The sequence below is a fragment of the Sporocytophaga myxococcoides genome (assembly GCF_000775915.1).
GTDB lineage: Bacteria > Bacteroidota > Bacteroidia > Cytophagales > Cytophagaceae > Sporocytophaga > Sporocytophaga myxococcoides_A.
The window spans coordinates 298,786-318,989 of sequence record NZ_BBLT01000003.1 but is presented as its reverse complement, the minus strand read 5'-3'; the positions used below and the strand labels follow the sequence as shown (position 1 = coordinate 318,989).

16 protein-coding genes are annotated in these 20,204 nt (G+C 36.7%); 1 reads left to right on the top strand and 15 read right to left on the bottom strand.

Features of this window, described 5'->3' with window-relative positions:
• Nucleotides 1-9 precede the first annotated feature (9 nt).
• Nucleotides 10-504: a VOC family protein gene (locus MYP_RS09200; protein WP_045461938.1), complete on the bottom strand. Its 495-nt coding sequence runs from the start codon at nucleotides 502-504 to the stop codon at nucleotides 10-12.
• A 223-nt stretch (nucleotides 505-727) separates the two neighbouring features.
• Here MYP_RS09200 and MYP_RS09195 point away from each other — a divergent pair, with 223 nt between their 5' ends.
• Entirely contained in the window at nucleotides 728-1,732 is a 1,005-nt protein-coding gene (locus MYP_RS09195) for a GlxA family transcriptional regulator (RefSeq protein ID WP_045461935.1), read from the top strand.
• Here the strand turns inward: MYP_RS09195 and MYP_RS09190 are convergent.
• The 14 genes from MYP_RS09190 to MYP_RS09125 form a co-directional block, all read right to left on the bottom strand.
• On the bottom strand, nucleotides 1,719-3,086 hold the full coding sequence (locus MYP_RS09190) for a T9SS type A sorting domain-containing protein (protein ID WP_045461932.1): 1,368 nt from the start codon (nucleotides 3,084-3,086) through the stop codon (nucleotides 1,719-1,721). The two genes, MYP_RS09195 and MYP_RS09190, sit on opposite strands and share 14 nt — an antisense overlap.
• Nucleotides 3,087-3,212: 126 nt before the next feature.
• The gene (locus MYP_RS09185; RefSeq protein WP_052430053.1) at nucleotides 3,213-5,462 is read right to left on the bottom strand and encodes a glycoside hydrolase family 3 N-terminal domain-containing protein; all 2,250 of its coding nucleotides are present in this window, start codon (nucleotides 5,460-5,462) and stop codon (nucleotides 3,213-3,215) included.
• Nucleotides 5,463-5,504: 42 nt separating this feature from the next.
• Nucleotides 5,505-6,476 carry an aldo/keto reductase gene (locus MYP_RS09180; protein WP_045461929.1) on the bottom strand — a complete coding sequence of 324 codons (972 nt, stop codon included), beginning with the start codon at nucleotides 6,474-6,476 and terminating at the stop codon, nucleotides 5,505-5,507.
• Nucleotides 6,477-6,521: 45 nt separating this feature from the next.
• Nucleotides 6,522-7,433, bottom strand: coding sequence for a TolB family protein (locus tag MYP_RS09175; RefSeq protein WP_045461926.1), 912 nt, complete (start codon nucleotides 7,431-7,433; stop codon nucleotides 6,522-6,524).
• Between the two features lie 127 nt (nucleotides 7,434-7,560).
• Entirely contained in the window at nucleotides 7,561-8,571 is a 1,011-nt protein-coding gene (locus MYP_RS09170; protein WP_045461925.1) for a sugar phosphate isomerase/epimerase family protein, read from the bottom strand.
• Between the two features lie 8 nt (nucleotides 8,572-8,579).
• The gene (locus MYP_RS09165) at nucleotides 8,580-9,728 is read right to left on the bottom strand and encodes a Gfo/Idh/MocA family protein (RefSeq protein ID WP_045462534.1); all 1,149 of its coding nucleotides are present in this window, start codon (nucleotides 9,726-9,728) and stop codon (nucleotides 8,580-8,582) included.
• Nucleotides 9,729-9,871: 143 nt separating this feature from the next.
• The gene (locus MYP_RS09160; RefSeq protein ID WP_370568869.1) at nucleotides 9,872-10,819 is read right to left on the bottom strand and encodes a sugar phosphate isomerase/epimerase family protein; all 948 of its coding nucleotides are present in this window, start codon (nucleotides 10,817-10,819) and stop codon (nucleotides 9,872-9,874) included.
• Between the two features lie 26 nt (nucleotides 10,820-10,845).
• Entirely contained in the window at nucleotides 10,846-12,123 is a 1,278-nt protein-coding gene (locus MYP_RS09155; RefSeq protein WP_045461921.1) for an MFS transporter, read from the bottom strand.
• 621 nt (nucleotides 12,124-12,744) lie between these two features.
• Nucleotides 12,745-12,948: a hypothetical protein gene (locus MYP_RS09150; protein ID WP_156140445.1), complete on the bottom strand. Its 204-nt coding sequence runs from the start codon at nucleotides 12,946-12,948 to the stop codon at nucleotides 12,745-12,747.
• A 301-nt stretch (nucleotides 12,949-13,249) separates the two neighbouring features.
• Entirely contained in the window at nucleotides 13,250-14,275 is a 1,026-nt protein-coding gene (locus tag MYP_RS09145; protein ID WP_045461916.1) for a J domain-containing protein, read from the bottom strand.
• A 3-nt stretch (nucleotides 14,276-14,278) separates the two neighbouring features.
• Nucleotides 14,279-15,385, bottom strand: a complete 1,107-nt coding sequence (locus MYP_RS09140) for a DNA alkylation repair protein (protein WP_045461913.1) — start codon at nucleotides 15,383-15,385, stop codon at nucleotides 14,279-14,281.
• 120 nt (nucleotides 15,386-15,505) lie between these two features.
• Nucleotides 15,506-16,840, bottom strand: a complete 1,335-nt coding sequence (locus MYP_RS09135; RefSeq protein WP_045461911.1) for a sugar MFS transporter — start codon at nucleotides 16,838-16,840, stop codon at nucleotides 15,506-15,508.
• A 455-nt stretch (nucleotides 16,841-17,295) separates the two neighbouring features.
• Nucleotides 17,296-18,063, bottom strand: a complete 768-nt coding sequence (locus tag MYP_RS09130; RefSeq protein WP_045461909.1) for an SGNH/GDSL hydrolase family protein — start codon at nucleotides 18,061-18,063, stop codon at nucleotides 17,296-17,298.
• 28 nt (nucleotides 18,064-18,091) lie between these two features.
• Complete coding sequence (locus tag MYP_RS09125) at nucleotides 18,092-20,098, bottom strand: hypothetical protein (RefSeq protein ID WP_045461908.1); 2,007 nt, start codon at nucleotides 20,096-20,098, stop codon at nucleotides 18,092-18,094.
• Between the last annotated feature and the right edge of the window lie 106 nt (nucleotides 20,099-20,204).

Genomic DNA, 20,204 nt, shown 5'->3' with positions numbered 1-20,204 from the left:
AAATTGATATTAAACCCCTTCAAATGCTTTCTCCAGCAAACTTATATCATACTTCTTCATTTGCAGATAGGCATTCATTACCCTTTCCCTTTTGCTTATATCAGGATCTGTTAACATCTTTTCCAAAACCTTTGGTACAACCTGCCAGGATAAGCCAAACTTATCCTTTAGCCATCCACATGGTCCCTCTTCACCATCCTTTGTCAGCTTTTCCCAATAATAATCTATCTCCTCCTGAGAATCACACATCACCTGCAGAGAAACTGCTTCTGAAAACTTAAACAGGGGGCCGCCATTTAGGGCATCGTATCTCTGCCCTTCGATTTCAAAAGAAACAACCATAACTGAACCGGCCTCTTTCTTATGAAACTCATAACCTGCTTCACCATAGTAGGAGATATCCGTAATTTTTGAATTCTTAAAAATAGAAGTATAAAACCTGGCGGCTGCTTCAGCCTGATCATCAAACCATAAGCAAGGTACAATTCTGTTTACTACACTCATCTTATTTAAAATTTATGTTTTGAAAATATATATAAAGCTTATTTAGAAATCATTCTGCCTATTAAGAAGAAAGGAGGATACATGTTTAAAATAATCATAACAAACAACCAGACAATTATTCCTAAGAGAGTACCAATTAAAGACCATTATTTTAATTTAATCTCCTGAAAATGCGACTATTTAAGGGGTAGATCGCGACAAATGAACCTTGTACATTTATGGAATGAAAAAGATTTCCATTCTGGTACCAATAGGAGCTGTTTTGGGCAGCATTGAAGGGCCTCGTCAGGTTTTTACAGAAGTAAATAAACACCTTATCCGCCTTGGAAAGGAGCCGATATTTGAAATAAAACTTACTGCCCTAAGCAAAGAAGTCTCTATCGCTAATAATCTATATAAAATCTATCCTGACAAATTGATCTTCGATATTGATAATACAGATCTTATCATCATCCCTGCCATTGATGGAGATCTAAAATCAATCATTGATTTAAACAGAGATTATTATCCATGGATAAAAGATCACTATTTTAAAGGTGCGGAAGTAGCAAGCCTTTGTCTAGGTGCTTTTTTACTGGCATCAACAGGACTATTAAAAGGAAAAAGTTGCGCGACACATTGGCTTTCTGCAAATGAATTTAAAAAGATGTTTCCGGATGTACGTCTGGTAGAAGATAAAATCATTACGGATGAAAACGGGATATACTCAAGTGGTGGAGCATTCTCCTACTTAAACCTCATACTTTATCTGATTGAAAAATATGCAGGAAGAGACATTGCTATATTCATGGCAAGAGCATTTCAGATCGATATTGAACGTCGAAGCCAATCACCATTTACAATATTTAATGGGCAAAAAGATCATGAAGACATAATTATTAAAAAAGCCCAGGAATTGATAGAAAGTAATCCGGCAGAAAAGTTTACAGTAGATCAGATTGCACTAAAATTTGCGTTAGGCAGAAGAAACCTTGAACGCAGATTTAAAAAAGCCACTTCCAATACCATCATAGAATATGTGCAACGAGTAAGAATAGAAGCCGCCAAACAATCCCTGGAGACAACACATAGCAATGTAAATGAAGTTATGTATGGCGTAGGTTATTCAGACCCTAAAGCTTTCAGAATGATATTTAAAAAATATACAGGAATGTCGCCAATACAATACAGGGCTAAGTACAATAAAGAATATTCTATGAATCTTACTGATAAACTTAATGACTTATAACTAATTTCTTAACAACAGAAGATTCAGGGCTTTCCAATTTTAAATAATAAAGACCATCTTCAAGAGAATTAACAGGAATTACCTCCTGATCAGTTTTAATTATTCCATTAAGAATTACTGAACCATAACAATTGATAAGCTCATAATCCGCCCCTTTAGCATTTTCTATATTGATATACTCTGATGCCGGATTAGGTAGGATCTCTATCTTAGAATTCACTATCGCCGGTTTAGTGTCCAAAATGATAGCCAGCAACTCATCACAATTCCCCAAAACTTTATCTCCTTTATTGAAACAGACAGTAGTCAATTTATACTGATTCAGTCCACCACCCCAATCAGCATTATGATACGAAGTAAGTCCAATTCCAGGGAAATAGACATAGTAATAACTACTCTCAAAATTTGTAATGGATTGAACTATCAGCGAATCATGTTTAATATAAACCCTATATTGAAAAGGATCATCAAACCCAATTTCATATGTAAGAAGGTCAAACATATCAATATAATATTCAATCGTCTCCTTTCTGTATTGCTCCAGAGATAGCGTATCAACCGTGGTTTCCCGAAAAAATTTATTCCTTCTAACCCTCCGAATTTTGTAATCATAAGATGAACTCCCTTCAATTAACTCTTTTCCAATAACTTCATAATAAATGTTACCGCTTGGTAAAAATATTGGTCTTGGGTATAAAGCATCTTCTTCCTGCTGTCCCCACCTATCACCCACTTCGAAATTGTATATATTTTCCAGAGTGGCAAAATAAGAACCTAAATTCAATTCCTTTATAGCATCAAGTTTATAAGAAAAGAAATTCACTGAATAAAAACTTCTTTCAGCTAAATCATTATATTCAAAGGGAGTTTCGGTACTATAAAGACCAAAAGATTTTGTAATCTTAATTTCTTTTCCATCGCTCAATCTGATGGTAATCAAAGAATCCATAAGATCAAAAACTTTTTCATAAGTTTTTGAAAGAATTATTGCTTCGAGATTCCTTCTTTTGGAAAAAGTCCAGGGTGTGTTTAGTGGTACATTCAGCTTTAATACTAATGTATCTTTTGACAATGTAATAAATGAATAAACCTTATAAGGAGACTTAATTATTTTTCTGCCCAAAATATTTGAATAACATTCTCCATTCAAACATCCAAAATACTTCTTATCCAACTCGAATATAGAATCTGATCCAATCGCATATACAGAATCAAGCCTCAGAGTGAATAATGTATCTCGATTAGCTGTTGCATATTGATAAGTTAACCCCTTACGCAAAGGATTATAGTCCTGTGCAAAAAGTACATTTAATGAAAGGCATAGGAATATACAGAATGTTGTAAAAAATTTCATATTGATAAAAAAGTGTTTTAACAAAAATACAAAAAAGAGAGAAGGCCGCAATTTTGAATATTTTTTAATAATAAAGAGGCCTGATTACGTCGAACAAGCCTCTTTATTAAAGCTTTAAGAAAAAACTTATTGTCTTCTATAATTTAGCAGAACCTTTAAATCTCCAACCATTATATCAAAAGCCCCTGGCTCAGTGATCCATTTCATGTCTTCTCCTACAAAAGCCAGATCACTTGCGGAAATTTCATATTCAACAGTCTTTGTTTCTCCCGGCTTCAATTCAACCTTTTTAAAACCTCTCAAACGCTTTACAGAAGGTGTAACCGAAGCAAAATGATCTCTTGAATACAACTCTACCGTTTCTTGACCACTTTTCCTCCCGGTGTTCTTAACATCCACTGATACCTTGATTTTAGAATCTCCTGTAAGCTGATCATTGCTTAACTTAAGATTACTCAACTCAAAGCTTGTATAGCTCAATCCGAATCCAAAAGGATACTGAGGATCAAATTCGTAAAAATATTTATATTCAGGTTCTACAATCTCTACTGCTTCATCCAGCCACTTGTGATCATAAGTCATAAGCTCTCCTGAATACCGAGGATATGTAAAGGGCAGTTTGCCACTAGGATTATAATCTCCGTACAATACATCCGCTACTGCATTACCTCCTTGTGAGCCTGGCCAGTAAGCCATTAATACTCCCTTTGCATGAGGTTCTATTTCTCTGATAAGCCTTGGTCTACCTTCTGTGAGTATATATACTAACGGAATAGTAGGATACATCTTTACAATATTACGAACTCCTTCAATGTCCTCAGATGGAAGTTCAAGTGACTTTGTATTCCCTGGAGTTTCTGCGTATGCATCTTCACCTAAAGTGACAATGATGTAATCAGGTTTAACATCTGAAGGGATCTCTTTAAAATCCTTCTTGTAGACAATATTCGTCTCTCCAACCTTTCTTTTCAAGGCTTCAAGAATTGTAAGATCAGTCTTTGGGAAATACTCAGGTTTGCGCCCTTGCCATGTGTAAGACCAGGCCCCGTTCAAAGCTGTCAGTGAATTCGCATAAGGACCAACGACCAGGACCTTTTTATTCTTCTCCAATGGCAGCACCTGATCAGCATTCTTTAGAAGAGTAATTGATTCCCTTGCTGCAGCCAAAGCTGCTTGCTTATACTCCGGTAAACCAAAATTTTTAACTGCTTCCTTTTCTACATATGGTCTTTCAAAAATTCCCAGATCAAATTTCAGATCAAGGATTCTCTTTACAGATTCATTAATGCGCTCTTCTTTTATCCTGCCTTCTTTCACTAATGCTATCAAATCCTCATAAAAGCTGAAGTCAAAAGGAACAATACACATATCAATGCCTGCATTTACAGAAAGATAAACAGCCTCTTTATGATTCTCTGCTACCCTGTGACGTTCTGTAAGTTTTTTAATATCCTCCCAATCTGTGATGATAATGCCTTTGTAGTTCAATTCATTTCTCAACACATCCGTAAGTAAATATCTGCTGGCATGTACAGGAGTTCCATTGACCTCACCAGAGTTTACCATAAGCGTATGTGAACCCGCATCAACAGCAGCTTTGAAAGGTGGAAGAAAATACTCTCTCAGATTAATTTCCGGTATATATGCAGCTGCCCTGTCTTTACCATTAGCTGGAACAGAGTACCCAACAAAATGCTTCATGCAGGATGCGACACTGGCAAAATCGTTAAGGCTCTTTCCTTCATAACCTTTTATAGAAGCCACACCCATTATTGTTGATATAAGCACATCCTCCCCAAATGTTTCAGGGAACCGGGGCCACAAGGGTTGTCTGCCTACATCAAGGACAGGAGAGAAATTATATCTGATGCCCGAAGCCCTTACTTCCTTTGCTGTAATCTCCGCACATAACTTTACAAGCTCAGGATTTCTGGTAGCTGCAAGACCAAGATTGTGTGGGAACAATGTAGAATTAAGAGTAAAGTTTGTTCCATGTACGGCATCAATACAATATAAGAAAGGAATCTTAAGTCTTGTTTCAGTTAAAGATACTTTCTGTATTTCGTTAATCAACTTATGCCATTCTTCTAGACTGTAAGCATGCTTTACTACATTCTGAATAGAACCCACATGATGCTTTACTATAACATCCCTGAGCTTTACCGGATCAACCTTAAGCGGATTATCAGAAGGATCAGTAATGGCAGAAAGTGTAAGGTTAGTCATCTGACCAACCTTTTCCTCCAAAGTCATCTTTGAAATAAGCTCTGATACAATTTTGCTTTTGTCTCCTTTTTGGCCAAACGATGCAAAAGAAGTAACTAAAGAAAGAAATAGACAACAGAATTGCCTAATGAATTTTTTATTTGGAAACATACAGTCGTGTTATAAAAGTTTGGTTTTACTTTCAATGCAGAATTACTGAGACCATGAAGTCGGCACTCTGTCCCAGCGATGTTGCTTTAACTTTTCCAGCAACTCCTCTGAAAGGCCTTTCCCGTCACTGACAGCAAGATTACTTTTAGCATGATGGAGCTTACGCATACCAGGGATGGTAGTGGCTACTTCTTTATTGCTAAGAATAAACCTGAGTGCCATTTCAGGCATAGTCATATCAGAAGGAACCAGGGGCTTTAATTTATCAGCATGCTCAACACTTGAATTAAGATTTTCTGGAACGAAATAAGTTGCTCTCCAGTCTCCTTCTGGAAACTTGGTTTCCTTTGTAAGTAATCCGGTAAGTGTGCCTTCGTCAAATGGGACACGGGCAATAACACCTACATTGTTCTCCTTACATACAGGAAATAACTCATCTTCGGGGTTCTGATCAAAAATATTATAAATTACCTGTATCCCATCTATTAAACCTGTTTTAATAGTGTTAATGCAATTTGCAGGTTCCCATCTGTTAACACTTATACCCATCGCTGCTATTTTTCCTTGTCTTTTTAACTGTTCAACAGCCTTCTGCCATTCTTCCTGCTGAGCCCATGAATCCTCCCAAACATGGAATTGCTGAAGATCTATCCTTTCCACACCAAGGTTTTTCAAACTCATCTCAGTGTATTTGATAATATGCTCGGCTGGGAAACATTCCTCTAATTTGTAATGGCTTTTAGAAGGCCATTTAAAATTTTTAGGCGGAATCTTTGTAGCAACGTAAAGCTTTTTAGAAGAATTTCTTTTCAGCAAATCTCCAAGGATTCTTTCACTAGCCCCTTCTCCATACCCCCAGGCAGTATCAAAAAAATTACAACCTGCTTCTACAGCATAATCAAGTGAGCTTAAAGTTTCCTTATCATCATTGCCAGTCCAGCCAGCAAGTCCCCACATACCATAACCGATTTCACTGATCTTCCAGCCGGTACGTCCAAATGTTCTGTATTGCATCGTTAACTTTCTTTAATTGTTTTATTTTAATATTTAGAAAAGATTTTATTTATTCATCAGCTTGTAGCTCACAAAAGCAAACCTTTTGCTATCAGGTGACCATGAAGGAACATTGATAGTGCCTTGACCACCAAACAACTTTGTCAACACTTCAGGTTTACCGCCGGAAAGAGGCATTAGCCTCAAACGAACATATTTATTGGCAGGATGCCCATCTACATTTTTATCGTATGAAACAAAGACTAACCACTTTCCATCAGGAGAAGGGTGGGGAAACCAGTCGTTATAATCATCGAATGTCATTTGAGTTTGCTCGCTGCCATCAGGCTTCATTCTCCATATTTTCATTCTGCCAGTTCTCACAGAATTAAAATAGATGTATTTCCCATCATAAGAATAATCTGGACCATCATCAAGGCCCGTTGCAATAGTAAGACGGGTTTCTTTTCCTCCATTTACAGGAATAGAATAGATATCAAATTCACCATTCCTCTCGGCACAATAAGCCAAGGTCTTCCCGTCTGGAGACCAACCATGCCAGTATGAAGGACCAACAGGAGTAACAGCTACAGGATGTCCTCCGGCTATAGGACAAGTATAAATGATAGAATTCCCTGTTTTGCTTTCGTGATGACTTATCACCAATTGAGAATTATCCGGGGAAATGCCATGGTCATTGTTACAGTTTGTGGCAAAGCCGGTATTGATTAATTCAGGTTTGCCATCGAAATTAAATTTATATATTCTACCCTTGCTGTTGTAAACTAAAAACTTCCCATCTCTTGACCAATTGGGCGCTTCAAAATGTTCATCTGATTTATAGACCACGCTCCTCTTTCTTGTTTCCAGATCATAAATCTCCAGAAAGCTTTCAACCTTTTCTTCCTGATTCTTCAGCACAAAAGCAGAAGCCATAATGAGGATACAAAATCCGACAAAAAGAAATTTCTTTTTCATAAAATCATTAACTAGTAATTATAACTCAAAAGCCCACTTCTCAAACCCTCCTCATAAAGCAGAAAGGACAAGTTCTGAAATTACTACAGAGCCTATTACTTTTTACTTTCTACTTTATACTTTAAGCTTATTTCGCGAAGTCATCAAAACTACGCTCACTTACTTTTATAATATTTTTACTAATGAACTCAGCCCCTTCTTTCGCTCCATCCAATTGGTTTTTAAGGCAACATTCCCATTCAAGAACTGCCCATCCCGAAAAATCATATTGAGCAAGTTTGCTAAATATTGATTTGAAATTTACTTGTCCATCTCCCAGGGACCTGAACCTTCCTGGTCTGTTTATCCATTCCTGATATCCACCATAAACACCTGATCTTCCTGTAGGATTGAACTCCGCATCTTTCACATGAAACATTTTGATATATTCATGATAAATATCAATATAATCAAGATAATTGATCTGCTGTAACAACAAGTGACTTGGGTCATACAGAATATTTACTCTTTTATGATTTCCTGTAGCCTTTAAAAATTTCTCAAAAGTAATACCATCATGCAAGTCCTCACCAGGATGTATTTCATAACAAAGATCAACACCTGCTTCTTCAAAGGCATCCAATATAGGATTCCACCTTTTCGCGAGTTCTTTGAATGTCTCTTCGACCTGGTTTGGTTTTCTCTGCGGCCATGGATAAACAGTATGCCACATAAGTGCTCCAGAAAATGTAGCATGAGCATTCAATCCTAAGTTTCGACTCGCCTTTGCTGCATATTTTAATTGCTGAATTGCCCATTCAGTTCTTGCTTGATAGTTCCCTTTAAATTCTACTGGAGCAAAACCATCAAACTGATCGCTGAGAGCAGGATTTACTGCAACGAGCTGGCCTTGTAGGTGTGTAGACAGTTCTGTTATTTCTAAACCAGCAGCTTTAACTATGCCTTTTAATTCATCAGCATAGGTTTTACTTTCTGCTGCTTTTTTAAGGTCCATGCATCTAGTATCCCATGTCGGAATCTGTACTCCTTTAAAACCTAATTTTGTCGCCCATTTGCAACAATTCTCCAATGAATTAAAAGGAGCAGCGTCATCCATAAACTGGGCAAGAAAGATCCCAGGCCCCTTAATTGTTCTCATCTTTTATTCTATAATTTTACCCACTGGGCATTTTTACGTCCTGATTCAATAACAGCTTCAATAAAGCGCATCCCCCGGACTCCGTCTTCAATATCCGGAAAATCAAACTCATCTTTCCTTCCCTCTTGCGATCCTTGAATTGCTCTTGAAAACTCCCTATAGATATTTGCAAGGGATTCAATGTATCCTTCCGGATGACCTCCCGGAAGTCTCGTTTCTCTTAGTGCCGCTTTTGAAAGATAGCTCTTATCCACTCCGGTCCTATATACTTGAACAGGCGCTCCATTCATCTTAACTAATAGACTATTAGGTTCTGACTGCAGCCATTCCAAACTACCCATTTCACCATAAATTCTAATCTTCAATTCATTTTCTTCACCTATAGCGATTTGACTTGAAAATAAAACTCCTTTGGCACCATTTTCAAATCTTAGCAAAACACTTGCATCGTCATCAAGCTTTCTTCCTTTTACAAAAGTGGATACATCAGCACTCAGCTCAGAGATCTTTAACCCAGTAATATATTCGGCGAGGTTTTCGGCATGCGTACCAATATCTCCGACACAGCAACTTATTCCTGCTTTATCAGGGTCTGTTCTCCAGTCTGCTTGCTTCTGACCTGATTCTTCAATCCTTGCCGCAAGCCAACCTTGCATATATTCAGCAATTACCTTTCTAACTGGACCGATCCTTCCACTATTAACAATCGACCTGGCTTCCTTTACCATTGGATACCCAGTATAATTATGCATTAGCCCAAATAACAAACCAGAATGTTTAACTTTATCACGAAGCGCTTCAGCCTCAGAAGAAGAAAGCGATAGAGGTTTTTCACATAAGACATGAAAGCCATTTTCGAGAGCCAGGATCGCAGGTTTAGCATGGAGATAATTCGGTGTTACAATGGAGACAAAATCCATACGAACATCTTTCGGCAAAGCCCTTTCTTTATTAATCATTTCTTCAAAAGAAACATAAACTCTGTCAGGAGATAAATACAGCGCAGCACCGGAAGCTTTTGATTTACTTTCACTACTGCTAAATGCCCCGCAGACTAACTCAATTTCCCCATCCAAAGCTGCTGCCATTCGATGGACTGTCCCAATAAATGCATCCTGCCCTCCACCAACCATCCCCATTCTTACTTTTCTTTTCATCATGAAATGACTTAATTAAAACTCACAAGACCTCGTCCCCTCTCCTGAGGGAAAAAGGGAACAGTCTACAATTAGTATTAGGATCAATTTACACTTGGAGCTTCAAGCTTTGAACTTAATATCTGAAACTTACCACTTATAACTTATCCCAGCTCTGCTCTCACTCTCTCCAGCAACTTCTTAGTAGTTTTTATGCCAGTATATTCATCAAGTTTTTCTCCTTCATATTCAATACCTATGTAGCCTTTATAACCAGAGGACTTGATAAGTTCAAGCATCTTTTTATAATCAATATCCGGTTCATTCCCTTTTGAATCAAAATTGAAAGCTTTAGCGCTGACACCCTTTGCATAAGGTAACATCTCTTTGACCCCCTTGTATCTATCATACCAATCTACACATGGAGATTCCCAAAGGTCGCCCTTTTCTCTTCTCATACAAAAATTCCCGAAGTCAGGCAAGGTCCCGCAAAAAGGATTGTTGATTTGTTTTATTACTTCAGCCAGTAAAGCCCCATTTGAAGAATGCTGACCGTGGTTTTCTACGATGACATTCATCTTATATTTTGCCCCAAATTCAGCAAGTGTGCCTAATCCATCAATAGAAGCAGCTTTCCATTCTTCATCAGAACCTGCACCGTGCAGGTTAACTCGAATAGAATGACATCCCAGAAACTTTGCTGCTTCAATCCATTTATAATGATTCTCAACTGCAGTCTTTCTTTCAGTGTCTACTTTTGAAGATAAAGAACCTTCATTATCTACCATTATAAGTAAACTTTTTACTCCATTGTCTTTCGCCCTTTGTTTTAAACTCTTTAGATATTCCTGATCTTTTGCTTTATCTGCAAAGAACTGATTCACATATTCAACCGCATCCAGTCCGAACTCTTTTTTTGCGACTGAAGCAAAATCAAGCGTTGTGAGTTTTCCTGAAAACATGGCTTTGTGAAGGGACCACTGAGCCAGGGAGATTTTAAAATCGAATTTATCTGCTGCAAATAAAGCTGAAGGAAAGGAAGAAAGTAATGTAATCCCTCCTGCCAAAACTCCTGCTTCTTTTATAAAAGTACGTCTGTCTTTTGTCATCATTGAATCTGGAGACTATATCAATCTTCTTAATCCTTTTGGTATAATGTATAGGATGATGCCTTCTTTTTCATAAACTGAAAGAGCCATCCAAAAGCAAAGATCAGGAAGAATGGTAAAAGTGAAATGTATTTTAATGTTGTTGCTCCTGCTATAAGTCTGGCCTTAGCCAGCATGAGAAATTCGGGAGTATCGTTCGAAAATTCTTTTAATTCAGCCAGGTTAGCTCCATCAGGTAGATTTGCAAGCGTCTGAATATCATAAAATGCACCCATATATGGAAGAATAAAAGCTACAGACAACATACCTGCGCCGCCCATAATAGAAAGGCCAAGCTCACCTGTACGTGGTAAATATTCTGAAACAAATCCCAGCATGGTTGGCCAGAAATAACATATACCAGATGCAAATACAATAGCAGAAACAAAAAGCATATAACCTGAAGACTGACTTAACAGATATAAACCGGCTGAAGATAGCACTGCAGATGCCAGCAATATACCTGCCGGAGAAAGCAGTTTTTCCACTGGTCCGGCAAATGCCCGTCCTAAAGCCATTAATCCATTAATCAAAACCAAAAGGAGAATAGAAGGTATTCCAGCATTGCCTAGTAATTCTGCTACCCATTGGTTTGTGCCTAACTCAGTCGCTGCGGTGAGAAACATTCCAAAGACCATAAAAATAAAAAGCGGTGTTTTACATTCAGCCACCATTTCTTTCATGGATATGCCGGATGATTTTCTCTCAGTTGCAGGGAACTCCTGATCTAAAAAGAGTATACCATAACAAATAGTCGGGATTAAAATAACTGCAAGTTGAATTTGCCAGCCGAGGCCCAATTGATCTAAAAAATATGCACTGAGCCCACCAAGAACAATTCCTCCGGGAAACCAAAGGTGAAACTGATTCAATCTTTTAGTTTTTTCATCTTTATACAAAGTTGCAATCAAAGGATTACATGCTGCTTCTACAAGCCCGTTTGCAATGCCTATTAGCAGAGTTGATATAAATAATGAAATAAAACCAGTTGAAAATATAGTAAGTAAAACTCCTGAGATATGGCCAATAAAAGCACAGTAGATCAACCTGCGCATTCCCAGAATATCACAAAGGGGACCGCCAATAAAAATGGATAGTGTGAAACCCCAAAAAGCAGTTCCTACAACTATGCCCATGTTTTCTGATGATATGGCAAACTCTGCCCCAAGCTTTCCTATGAGGTTTGCACGAATGGCAAAAGTCATTGCGGTCGCAACTAATGCTATTCTGCTTGCAGTAAATAATCTTAAGTGATTAGGCTGATCCATTTTTCTTTTCTAATCATCTGAATTTGGAGACAAAAAGCACTCATTAAGTGCCTCAACTCTTCAAAGTTGCTGATATCTGAGTAAAATTGCAAGACAAAACACTATATATCAGAAAGTTAAACAAATGCCTTTGGCGCATAAGACTCATTTAGGTAAAAATTAAAATCCTTGCAATACAAAAAGATAGAGCAGTATATACTATAGAGGAAAAAAGTATTGAGGCATGTGAGTCCAATTCAAAATTCTTTAAGAGAATATCATTTTACCATTAAAATAAAAATCCCAACACATGGGCTGGGATGATTTATAACATAAAGAATAAAATTTGTACGATTTTACCCTCACCATCTTATCAATGCATCATAACATAATATGATCACATTATGAAAATAGTAGGAAATCAGTTCGTCATTCCCAATTAAAATTCAAACAGGAAAATCTCGAAGATGTACCCTATGCGGCAGTAGACAATGATGACATTAACAGGGAGGACTCACTCTATGATGCAAACAATCCTACAAGTGACCGTTTCTTTCATTTAACCAATGTACTAATAGAAGTAATTAAGGGTTGATGTATTTATCAATGTTGCAGTATTTATATATTACACAAATACCTATATCATACATTCAACTCCCACATTACTTTGTAGAAAGTACTTTCAGCGTTTGAAATAGGGAAAACACTGATGATGTTAATTTTGGATTTATCAATTTTTCTTCCGTTGAAGAATTCGTGCTTAGAAATAAAACTTTTCAGAGAAAGCTCAAAATCAAACTGATTTATGCTGTTGCCCAGGTTAGTTATAAATGATGTCTTTATCATGGCTATTTGTCTTTTTCTTATTAAACCTTCCCGAACAACATAAGGTTTTTGCACCACTTAAAAGCCCATTTATAAAAGTGCTAGTGGAATAGATCCAATAATTGACCAAATCAATGTTCTATTGTCAGATGAAACATTAATATTAAGGCACTTCAACAACTTTTAAACTATCAAATACAGATAATGACCTATAAAGCTAAGTGGGAACTGAAATAAAAAAATATTTTTATCGATACCTCTAAACTTCTATTTAATGGTTATTTAAGTATATCAAACATTTGAGCCTGCTTGGAAATTTAATCTAATCCATAAACTCATCATACCCTCCAAGATACGAGGCAATAAAATATTTCAGATAATTTTTGTCATTTTGCAACACAAACATCTGATGAACAAGGGCATCATTTCTTTCACTAAGTTCATTAGTCACCTTTCTCAAAAACTTTTGCTTATTGGAATTCTTCATGCACATTCCCCTGTAGACAACTTCATTTTTTATCTTTAGCAGATGGAGATTGTGTTCAAGGTCTTTCTTTTGTTCTGTGAGCACCTCATTGTATACTTTCAGCTTATCATCCGCTATTTCTCTTATCCTTGCTTTATCAGAAATCAAAAGGCTTGTTTCAAATTCCAGCAAGGCAAGGAGATCGTTTTTCTTATACGCCTTGGTAATCTCTTTGCTAATCTCTTCTTTCTCCATCTTTGCACCTTCATCCATCTCTTTATCCGGATGGAATACCTTTATTAAGCCCCTGTAAATCTCCTTGATAGAACGTTTCCGAACTTCTTCTTTAGCTGCTTGTTTTGCTGCTTTTTTCTTTTGTCCTGCATTTTGATAACTCCCTTCGTCTACAAAACCATTTCCTTCTTCATCTCCCAGAAAACCATCAAAAAAATTATTAAAGGCTTCATCAAACTCTGCTTCAGCCTTTCGTTCTTCCTTTGTGTAACCCGCATTCATTTGAATCTCAAACTCATCAAGCCACTTCCTGACCTCCTCATCACTGTCACCATATGCAATCAAGCTTTGGCACTCAGTAATTAAAACCTCAAGCAAATCCCTTTTCAAAGCTTTTGACAGCTTTTTGTTCCAATAGTAATCGGCTAAAATACGAAGACGTTCTTTTGTAAGACCGATAAAGTCATTCTGCAGTGGGATTACCTTCTTCTTAAATTCTAGCTGAGCAATTTCAAGAGCTGCAGATAGCTCTTCCAGCTCCTTCTTAAGACTTTTTATTTCTTTTACCTTTTTGTTAAAGGAATTTTGCTCTTTTGAGAGAGATTCTCCTCCTTCCAGATTCCCGTCTATTTTTAGTATATCTCCCATACTTTATTTGCTTAAATAAAAATCTTTTGAGACCATCTCCTTTCCGTTGATCACTAATGAAAGCTTATGTTCTCCCCGATAATGCTTTCTTGTAGTAAGGTCCCGAAAGGATTGCTTGCGCTTGAAAGCGTGCTTTACATCTGAAGCGTACATATTTTCAGTAATCTTAAATATCTTTTTATTCTGCTTACCGTTTGCTTTCATGTAGTAAATACAATACTCTATGCGGAGCTTTAGCGGTTCTTTTTCTTTATGAATTAACTCAAAAGAAAAACATAAATCATCGTTAAGAGCAATATCGCAATTATCTATTTTAAAATTCTTTACTGCAATTGTTTTGGCAGAAATCAGCCCGAAAAGTGACAAGGCATCAGGATTTGCTTTCTTTAATAAAGTCCGGCTACCATGCTTAATGATCCAATCTGTCTCATCGCACTTACCCTTCCATCTCAAAGCGATCTCCAATACCTTTTCAGGATGGTCTTTAGCTATATCGTTCAGGTTGTTTGCAACACTTCTCCTGACAAAATCAGAAGAATCTTTTTTTAAATTTTCAAGAATAGGAAAAATCGGAGATGGATTTTTCTTCAATGCAGGAATAGCCATTGCCCAAGGCAATCGAGGCCTGCAGCCTTCGCTGGCTAATCTTCTTACATGATGACTCTCATGCCTTGACCAATCAAGCATTGTTTTCATCATTTCCTTAGGATACTTTATTATGAAAGGTCGTATTGCAAATTCACAACTGGTGATCTGAGTAATGAACTCCATGCCTTTAACGGAAACCTCAAGATGATCAATGCCATATTGCTCAATGATTTCAGGGAAGAACATCAGTTCTACACTAGATTGTTTTATATTTTTCTTCTTTAACTCTGCAATCAGCTTACATGCAGCCGCAATGCATTTATCATAGTTTGCAGGAAGGAACTCTTTTAATACAGAAGCAATGTGCTTCATCCGTTGCTTTAACTCTCTTTGTTCCCATTCTTTGTCATAGATTTTTTTAAGAAAATCTTTTTTGTCAAAATCTTTAATGACTGTGCCTGTAATATCACAGAACTGGTCAAAGAATGCTTTATTATAAATATTTTTAAGTAAGTCAGCCATTAATGCAATAGGGTATTAATTTCTTTAAGTGTTACTCTTTAAGATATTTAAAAATCCTATAATAGAAAAGGGATAAGTATTGCTGCTTATCCCCTTCTATTATTAAATATAAAATTCTGATTAATTCCCAGCAGCCTTATGACCTTTAAAGCCGAAGAATGAGATGTATAAATAACAAATAATTGGGATAATCAATGCAAGTTTAAGATTACCGCCTGTCTGGTCAGCAACTGTAGCAAATAACAATGGAAGAATAGCTCCACCAACAATTGCAGTACACAATAAACCAGAAGCCTGGTCTGTATATTTTCCAAGACCTTTAATCGCAAGGGTAAATATAGTTGGGAACATTAGAGAATTGCAAAAGCCAACTAACAACAATGACCACATTGACAATTCACCATGAGAGAATATAGATATTGCAATAAGAGAAATTGCAAGTAATGCATAGGTACCTAACACTTTGCCAGGATTGAATTTTGCAAGGATAAGTGTACCAAGGAAACGGCCAACCATTGCTCCACCCCAATAATAAGAGACATAATTTCCGGCTTCTTTTGCAGACATTGCCATAACATCTTTCATCTCAAGATAATTGATAATATGACTTCCTATTGCAACTTCCGCACCAACGTAGGTAAAGATTCCTATCATTCCGAGGATAAGGTGACGGTATTGCCATACACTGCTTTTTTCAGCAACCCCTTCAGTGCTGATTTCTCCTTCACCATGGCCTATAGCTGGTAGTTTCATTATAAACAAAACTCCACCAATAACTAACAAAACAGCAGCAATACTCAGATAAGTACCTTGCAGGTAAATAAGTTTTGTCTGTTCAAGAAGATTATTAAGAAGGACATTAAGATTTTCCGGAAGATCAGAGTAGGATTTCAAGCCTTTTAACTCTAAAGGCATTTCAGGAAGATTGGAAAGGATAATGTAAGTACCTACTAGTGGCGCAATTGTAGTTCCAAGAGAATTTAAAGCTTGAGTAAGTGTAAGACGAGCTGAAGAAGTGTCCGGTGAACCCAATACAGCTACATAAGGATTACCTGCAACCTGCAATAGTGTTATTCCTGTAGCAAGAATAAATAAAGCCCCTAAGAACAATCCGTAGATCTTCATTTCAGCAGCAGGATAAAAAAGTATACAACCAATCGCAGCAATAACAAACCCAGTAATCATTATTGCTTTATATCCATACTTCTGGACCAGTTTGCCTCCTGGGATAGACATAACAAAATAGGCCCCAAAAAAACATAAATTTATCAGGTTAACCTGGGTATAATTAAGTTTGAATATAACCTTCAGATATGGGATTAATATATCATTAAAACAGGTAATAAAACCCATCATGAAAAACAGAACCATGAGGGAGCTAAGGGCAGTACCATATTTCTGGTTGCTATCAAGATTGGCGGAAGATATCTTCCCCGACGGTGCGCTAATTGCCATTTGGAAATTTGTGTTTGTTATTTGTTAAATAAAGACCTTAAATATAAAACTTTTTACCGGCTTATTATAATTCCCATATTCAAAAACTTTTCATATATGAGCCATAGAACACTGACAAGCAACACCTTACCCATAACTAGGTATAAAAACCCCACGGATCTATTCCGTTTAGATAATTAATCCTATAATTTTTACCAATTCTAAAATCTGCCTCTCCTTTAAGAGCCGAGTTGTTCAGAAAAAGCAGCCTGGGTCTTCTTACATCAAATCCATTAGGCTACAAAGAAAAAAATTGAATTGTAAAGAGCTCTAATTACTTAACCCTGAGCTTCTTATTTAATGTAATATTAAAACACTAACAGTGTTATGGAAGCTGGATTAATTTGAATTAAAGAAATTGTTGAAAGTCCATATTGAAATAATCTAAGCTAGTTGAACTTGTCATTTGTACTTTGTTATATCAACTTATTTTTTAACACATATTCCCCAATCTCTTTTCCCCATAGTTCATAAGACAATTTAGAAGGATGAACACCATCACAGAATAAGTCATTTACTGTTAGTCCCGGATCAATTCTGGGAGACCAGTTTTTATAATTGATTTCCTGATTTATAAAATAAACCTCTTGATTATTTCTGCATATACCCTTCATCGTTTTGGAGTAAAGAAACACCAGTCCACCGAAAATACATCTAAACAAAATGGAAAAGACCGGGCAATACCTGAGCGGTGGCATTGCTGCTATTACTATAGGACAATTAATATTTCTATTTCTTATAGAGACAATTATATCGGTGATTCCTTTCTTCCATTGCACCGGACTTTTCAATTCAAAAGCATCGTTTGCTCCAAGACCAATGATAATAAGATCAATAGGCTTAGAGGGTAAAAGAGGTATCAGCTTCTTATTTACTGCATCTGCTGAATATCCTGAATTGGCAAAGACATCCCAGTTAATTTTTTTACCAGTAAATTCTTGCAGTGCTTTAGCAATATTTCCTGTAAGACCTTGTTCATGATCATCCACCCCAACTCCTGCTACTGTTGATTCTCCTATTGTAACAAGGTTAATAGCATCACCATTCCCAATAAAACCAACTCTGTTTTTTTCCGCTTCTGGCAAAACAGGTATCTTTCGCTTCAAAATTTTTCCCTGGATAATTATTACCGGAAGCAGTGGAATACCCAGCAAACAACCAAAAAGATATATTCCCTGATACATCTGAATTTCTTTATCTCTTATTAATCTATTATAAAATTAAAACCTTATAGTCACTATAAGGAGCATTTTCACCCATAAAATTTGAAAACTTAACTGCATAAGAAAACTTACTATCCGAAGCTACAACGATTCCCAGTGGATAACCTGCTCCGTCAACAACAACAGCTCCCGAATCACCATTTTCTGCGGGAGCAACAATGGTTCCATCGACTTTGTACCTTACTATTGAAAAAAGATCTTTCAGCATGTAATTATTACCATCTGCATACAATATTGATTTACTCACCTTATCATTATAAATAACAGCACTCTGCTTAAAGGATCGTTTGCTTACAAAGAATACTTCTGTTTCATTCATTGCATCTGAGACAGTAACCATTCTCCATCCTCTAGATATGTTTTGTGATTTATTAAAATCAGAATAACTTTCTGGAGAACTTAATTCACCTATTCCGATATCAAAATTATCAGTTAAAGCACCATCAACTAAATAACCTATTATATCATCATTTCCGTTTGCAATCAGTTCAGTTTTTCCGGTATTTGCCCTCCATATTGTATCTCCTTTGAGAACATGCCAGCAAGAAAGAAAAAAGATTTTATCAGATTCATTCTTTCTTAAAAGGCAACTCACTACACCAAACCCATTTATCCTTGTCAGGTTTCCGACTTCTGCTCCTCCTGCCAGATCATTTGTTATGGGTTCTTTATTGATTATATAATTGACAGGCAGAGATTTAAACTCCTTACCTAATTTATTTTCTGCATTCCTCTGAACGGATATGTCCTGAACATTTACTTCAACCGCCTTAATCTTTTCTGAGCCCGATTTAATATACCCAAGCCCCACAGACCAAACACCAGCAATTGTTTGCAATTCCTTCCTTGCCTCTTCTGCCACATCGGGAATTATGGGATTATAAATTTCATTCAAAACATCATTGGAAGGACGGAAAAAATTAGTTGACTTTTCCTCTACCTCGAGTACTGGCTTCTTCTCCGGCTTAACTCCAGCCCCTCTTATTGACACTACCTTTTTCAGTAAATCAAACCAAAAAGGTGCCCCAAGTGATAGTGCTATTGCTGTAATTACCAATCCCCAAAAATTCGAACCCAAGGGATTAAGGGCATGATAAGGCAACTTAGCTTTTAATGTAAATCGCCAAAATCTTATTTCACTATCCGGAAGATTATCCCAACCAATACCCATCACCATATTTGCACTATCAGCTTCGGCCAGCAATGTCTTGTATTTTGCGGGTTGGGAGTCATAAAATTTACTATTTAGAATATAATCTGAAGACTGAGAAGAATCACGGGACTGCAGTGCCATTGATATCACTTTATCCCTTGCAGTCTTATCTGCAGAAAGCTTTCTGGTAATCGCGATACTGTCAACATTAAACATGATGGCGATAACAAATCCGACAAGGAAAAGTATCCATTGAATCTTTCGTTTGTACCATCCACTTGCCCTGTCCATAGTAGCATCAAACCAGCTTTCAAGCTTCTTCTGAAACAGAAATTCATCACGTCCGGAATCATTGTATAAATTGGTCAATTGCTTCAACGTCTCCTGCTGAATCTGACAGGTGTTAAATCTGAAAGAATAATCAATCTGCTCTGAAACTGAAGTTCCTGCACCCCTCTCCTTCAACATATTAATGATAGTTGTTGCAAAATTCTCAGCACTCAGATAAGAAGGTAGCTGGCTTTCTGTAAATTTATGTTTTACTGCTTCAAGTTTTGACAGGTATTTTATTGAGGGATACTGATAAAATTTCTGAGCAAATGTGGCAAGCTTGTTCTTTTCCCTTCCTAAAATTTTCCTAATCAGCAATTTAATCTTAACTCCTAAAGATTCATTCTTAACAAAGTTATCCGTCAACATTCTATTGATGGCTTTATAGAGCACTTGTGATCTCAGGCCGAGCCAGGTAGATACTATTTCTCCAATTACAGTAACAAGGAGACTGTATAATAAATATATGAACACCAGGCCGAGAACTACATCTAATGCAACTGAGTTAAACATTTGGTTGAAATTTAAAAATGTTAAAAATTATTTTAAGGACTTGTTAAAAATAGCACTGAACTCTATCGCCCCTAATACGCTCAAAATCAAGCTTAAAATAAAGAAA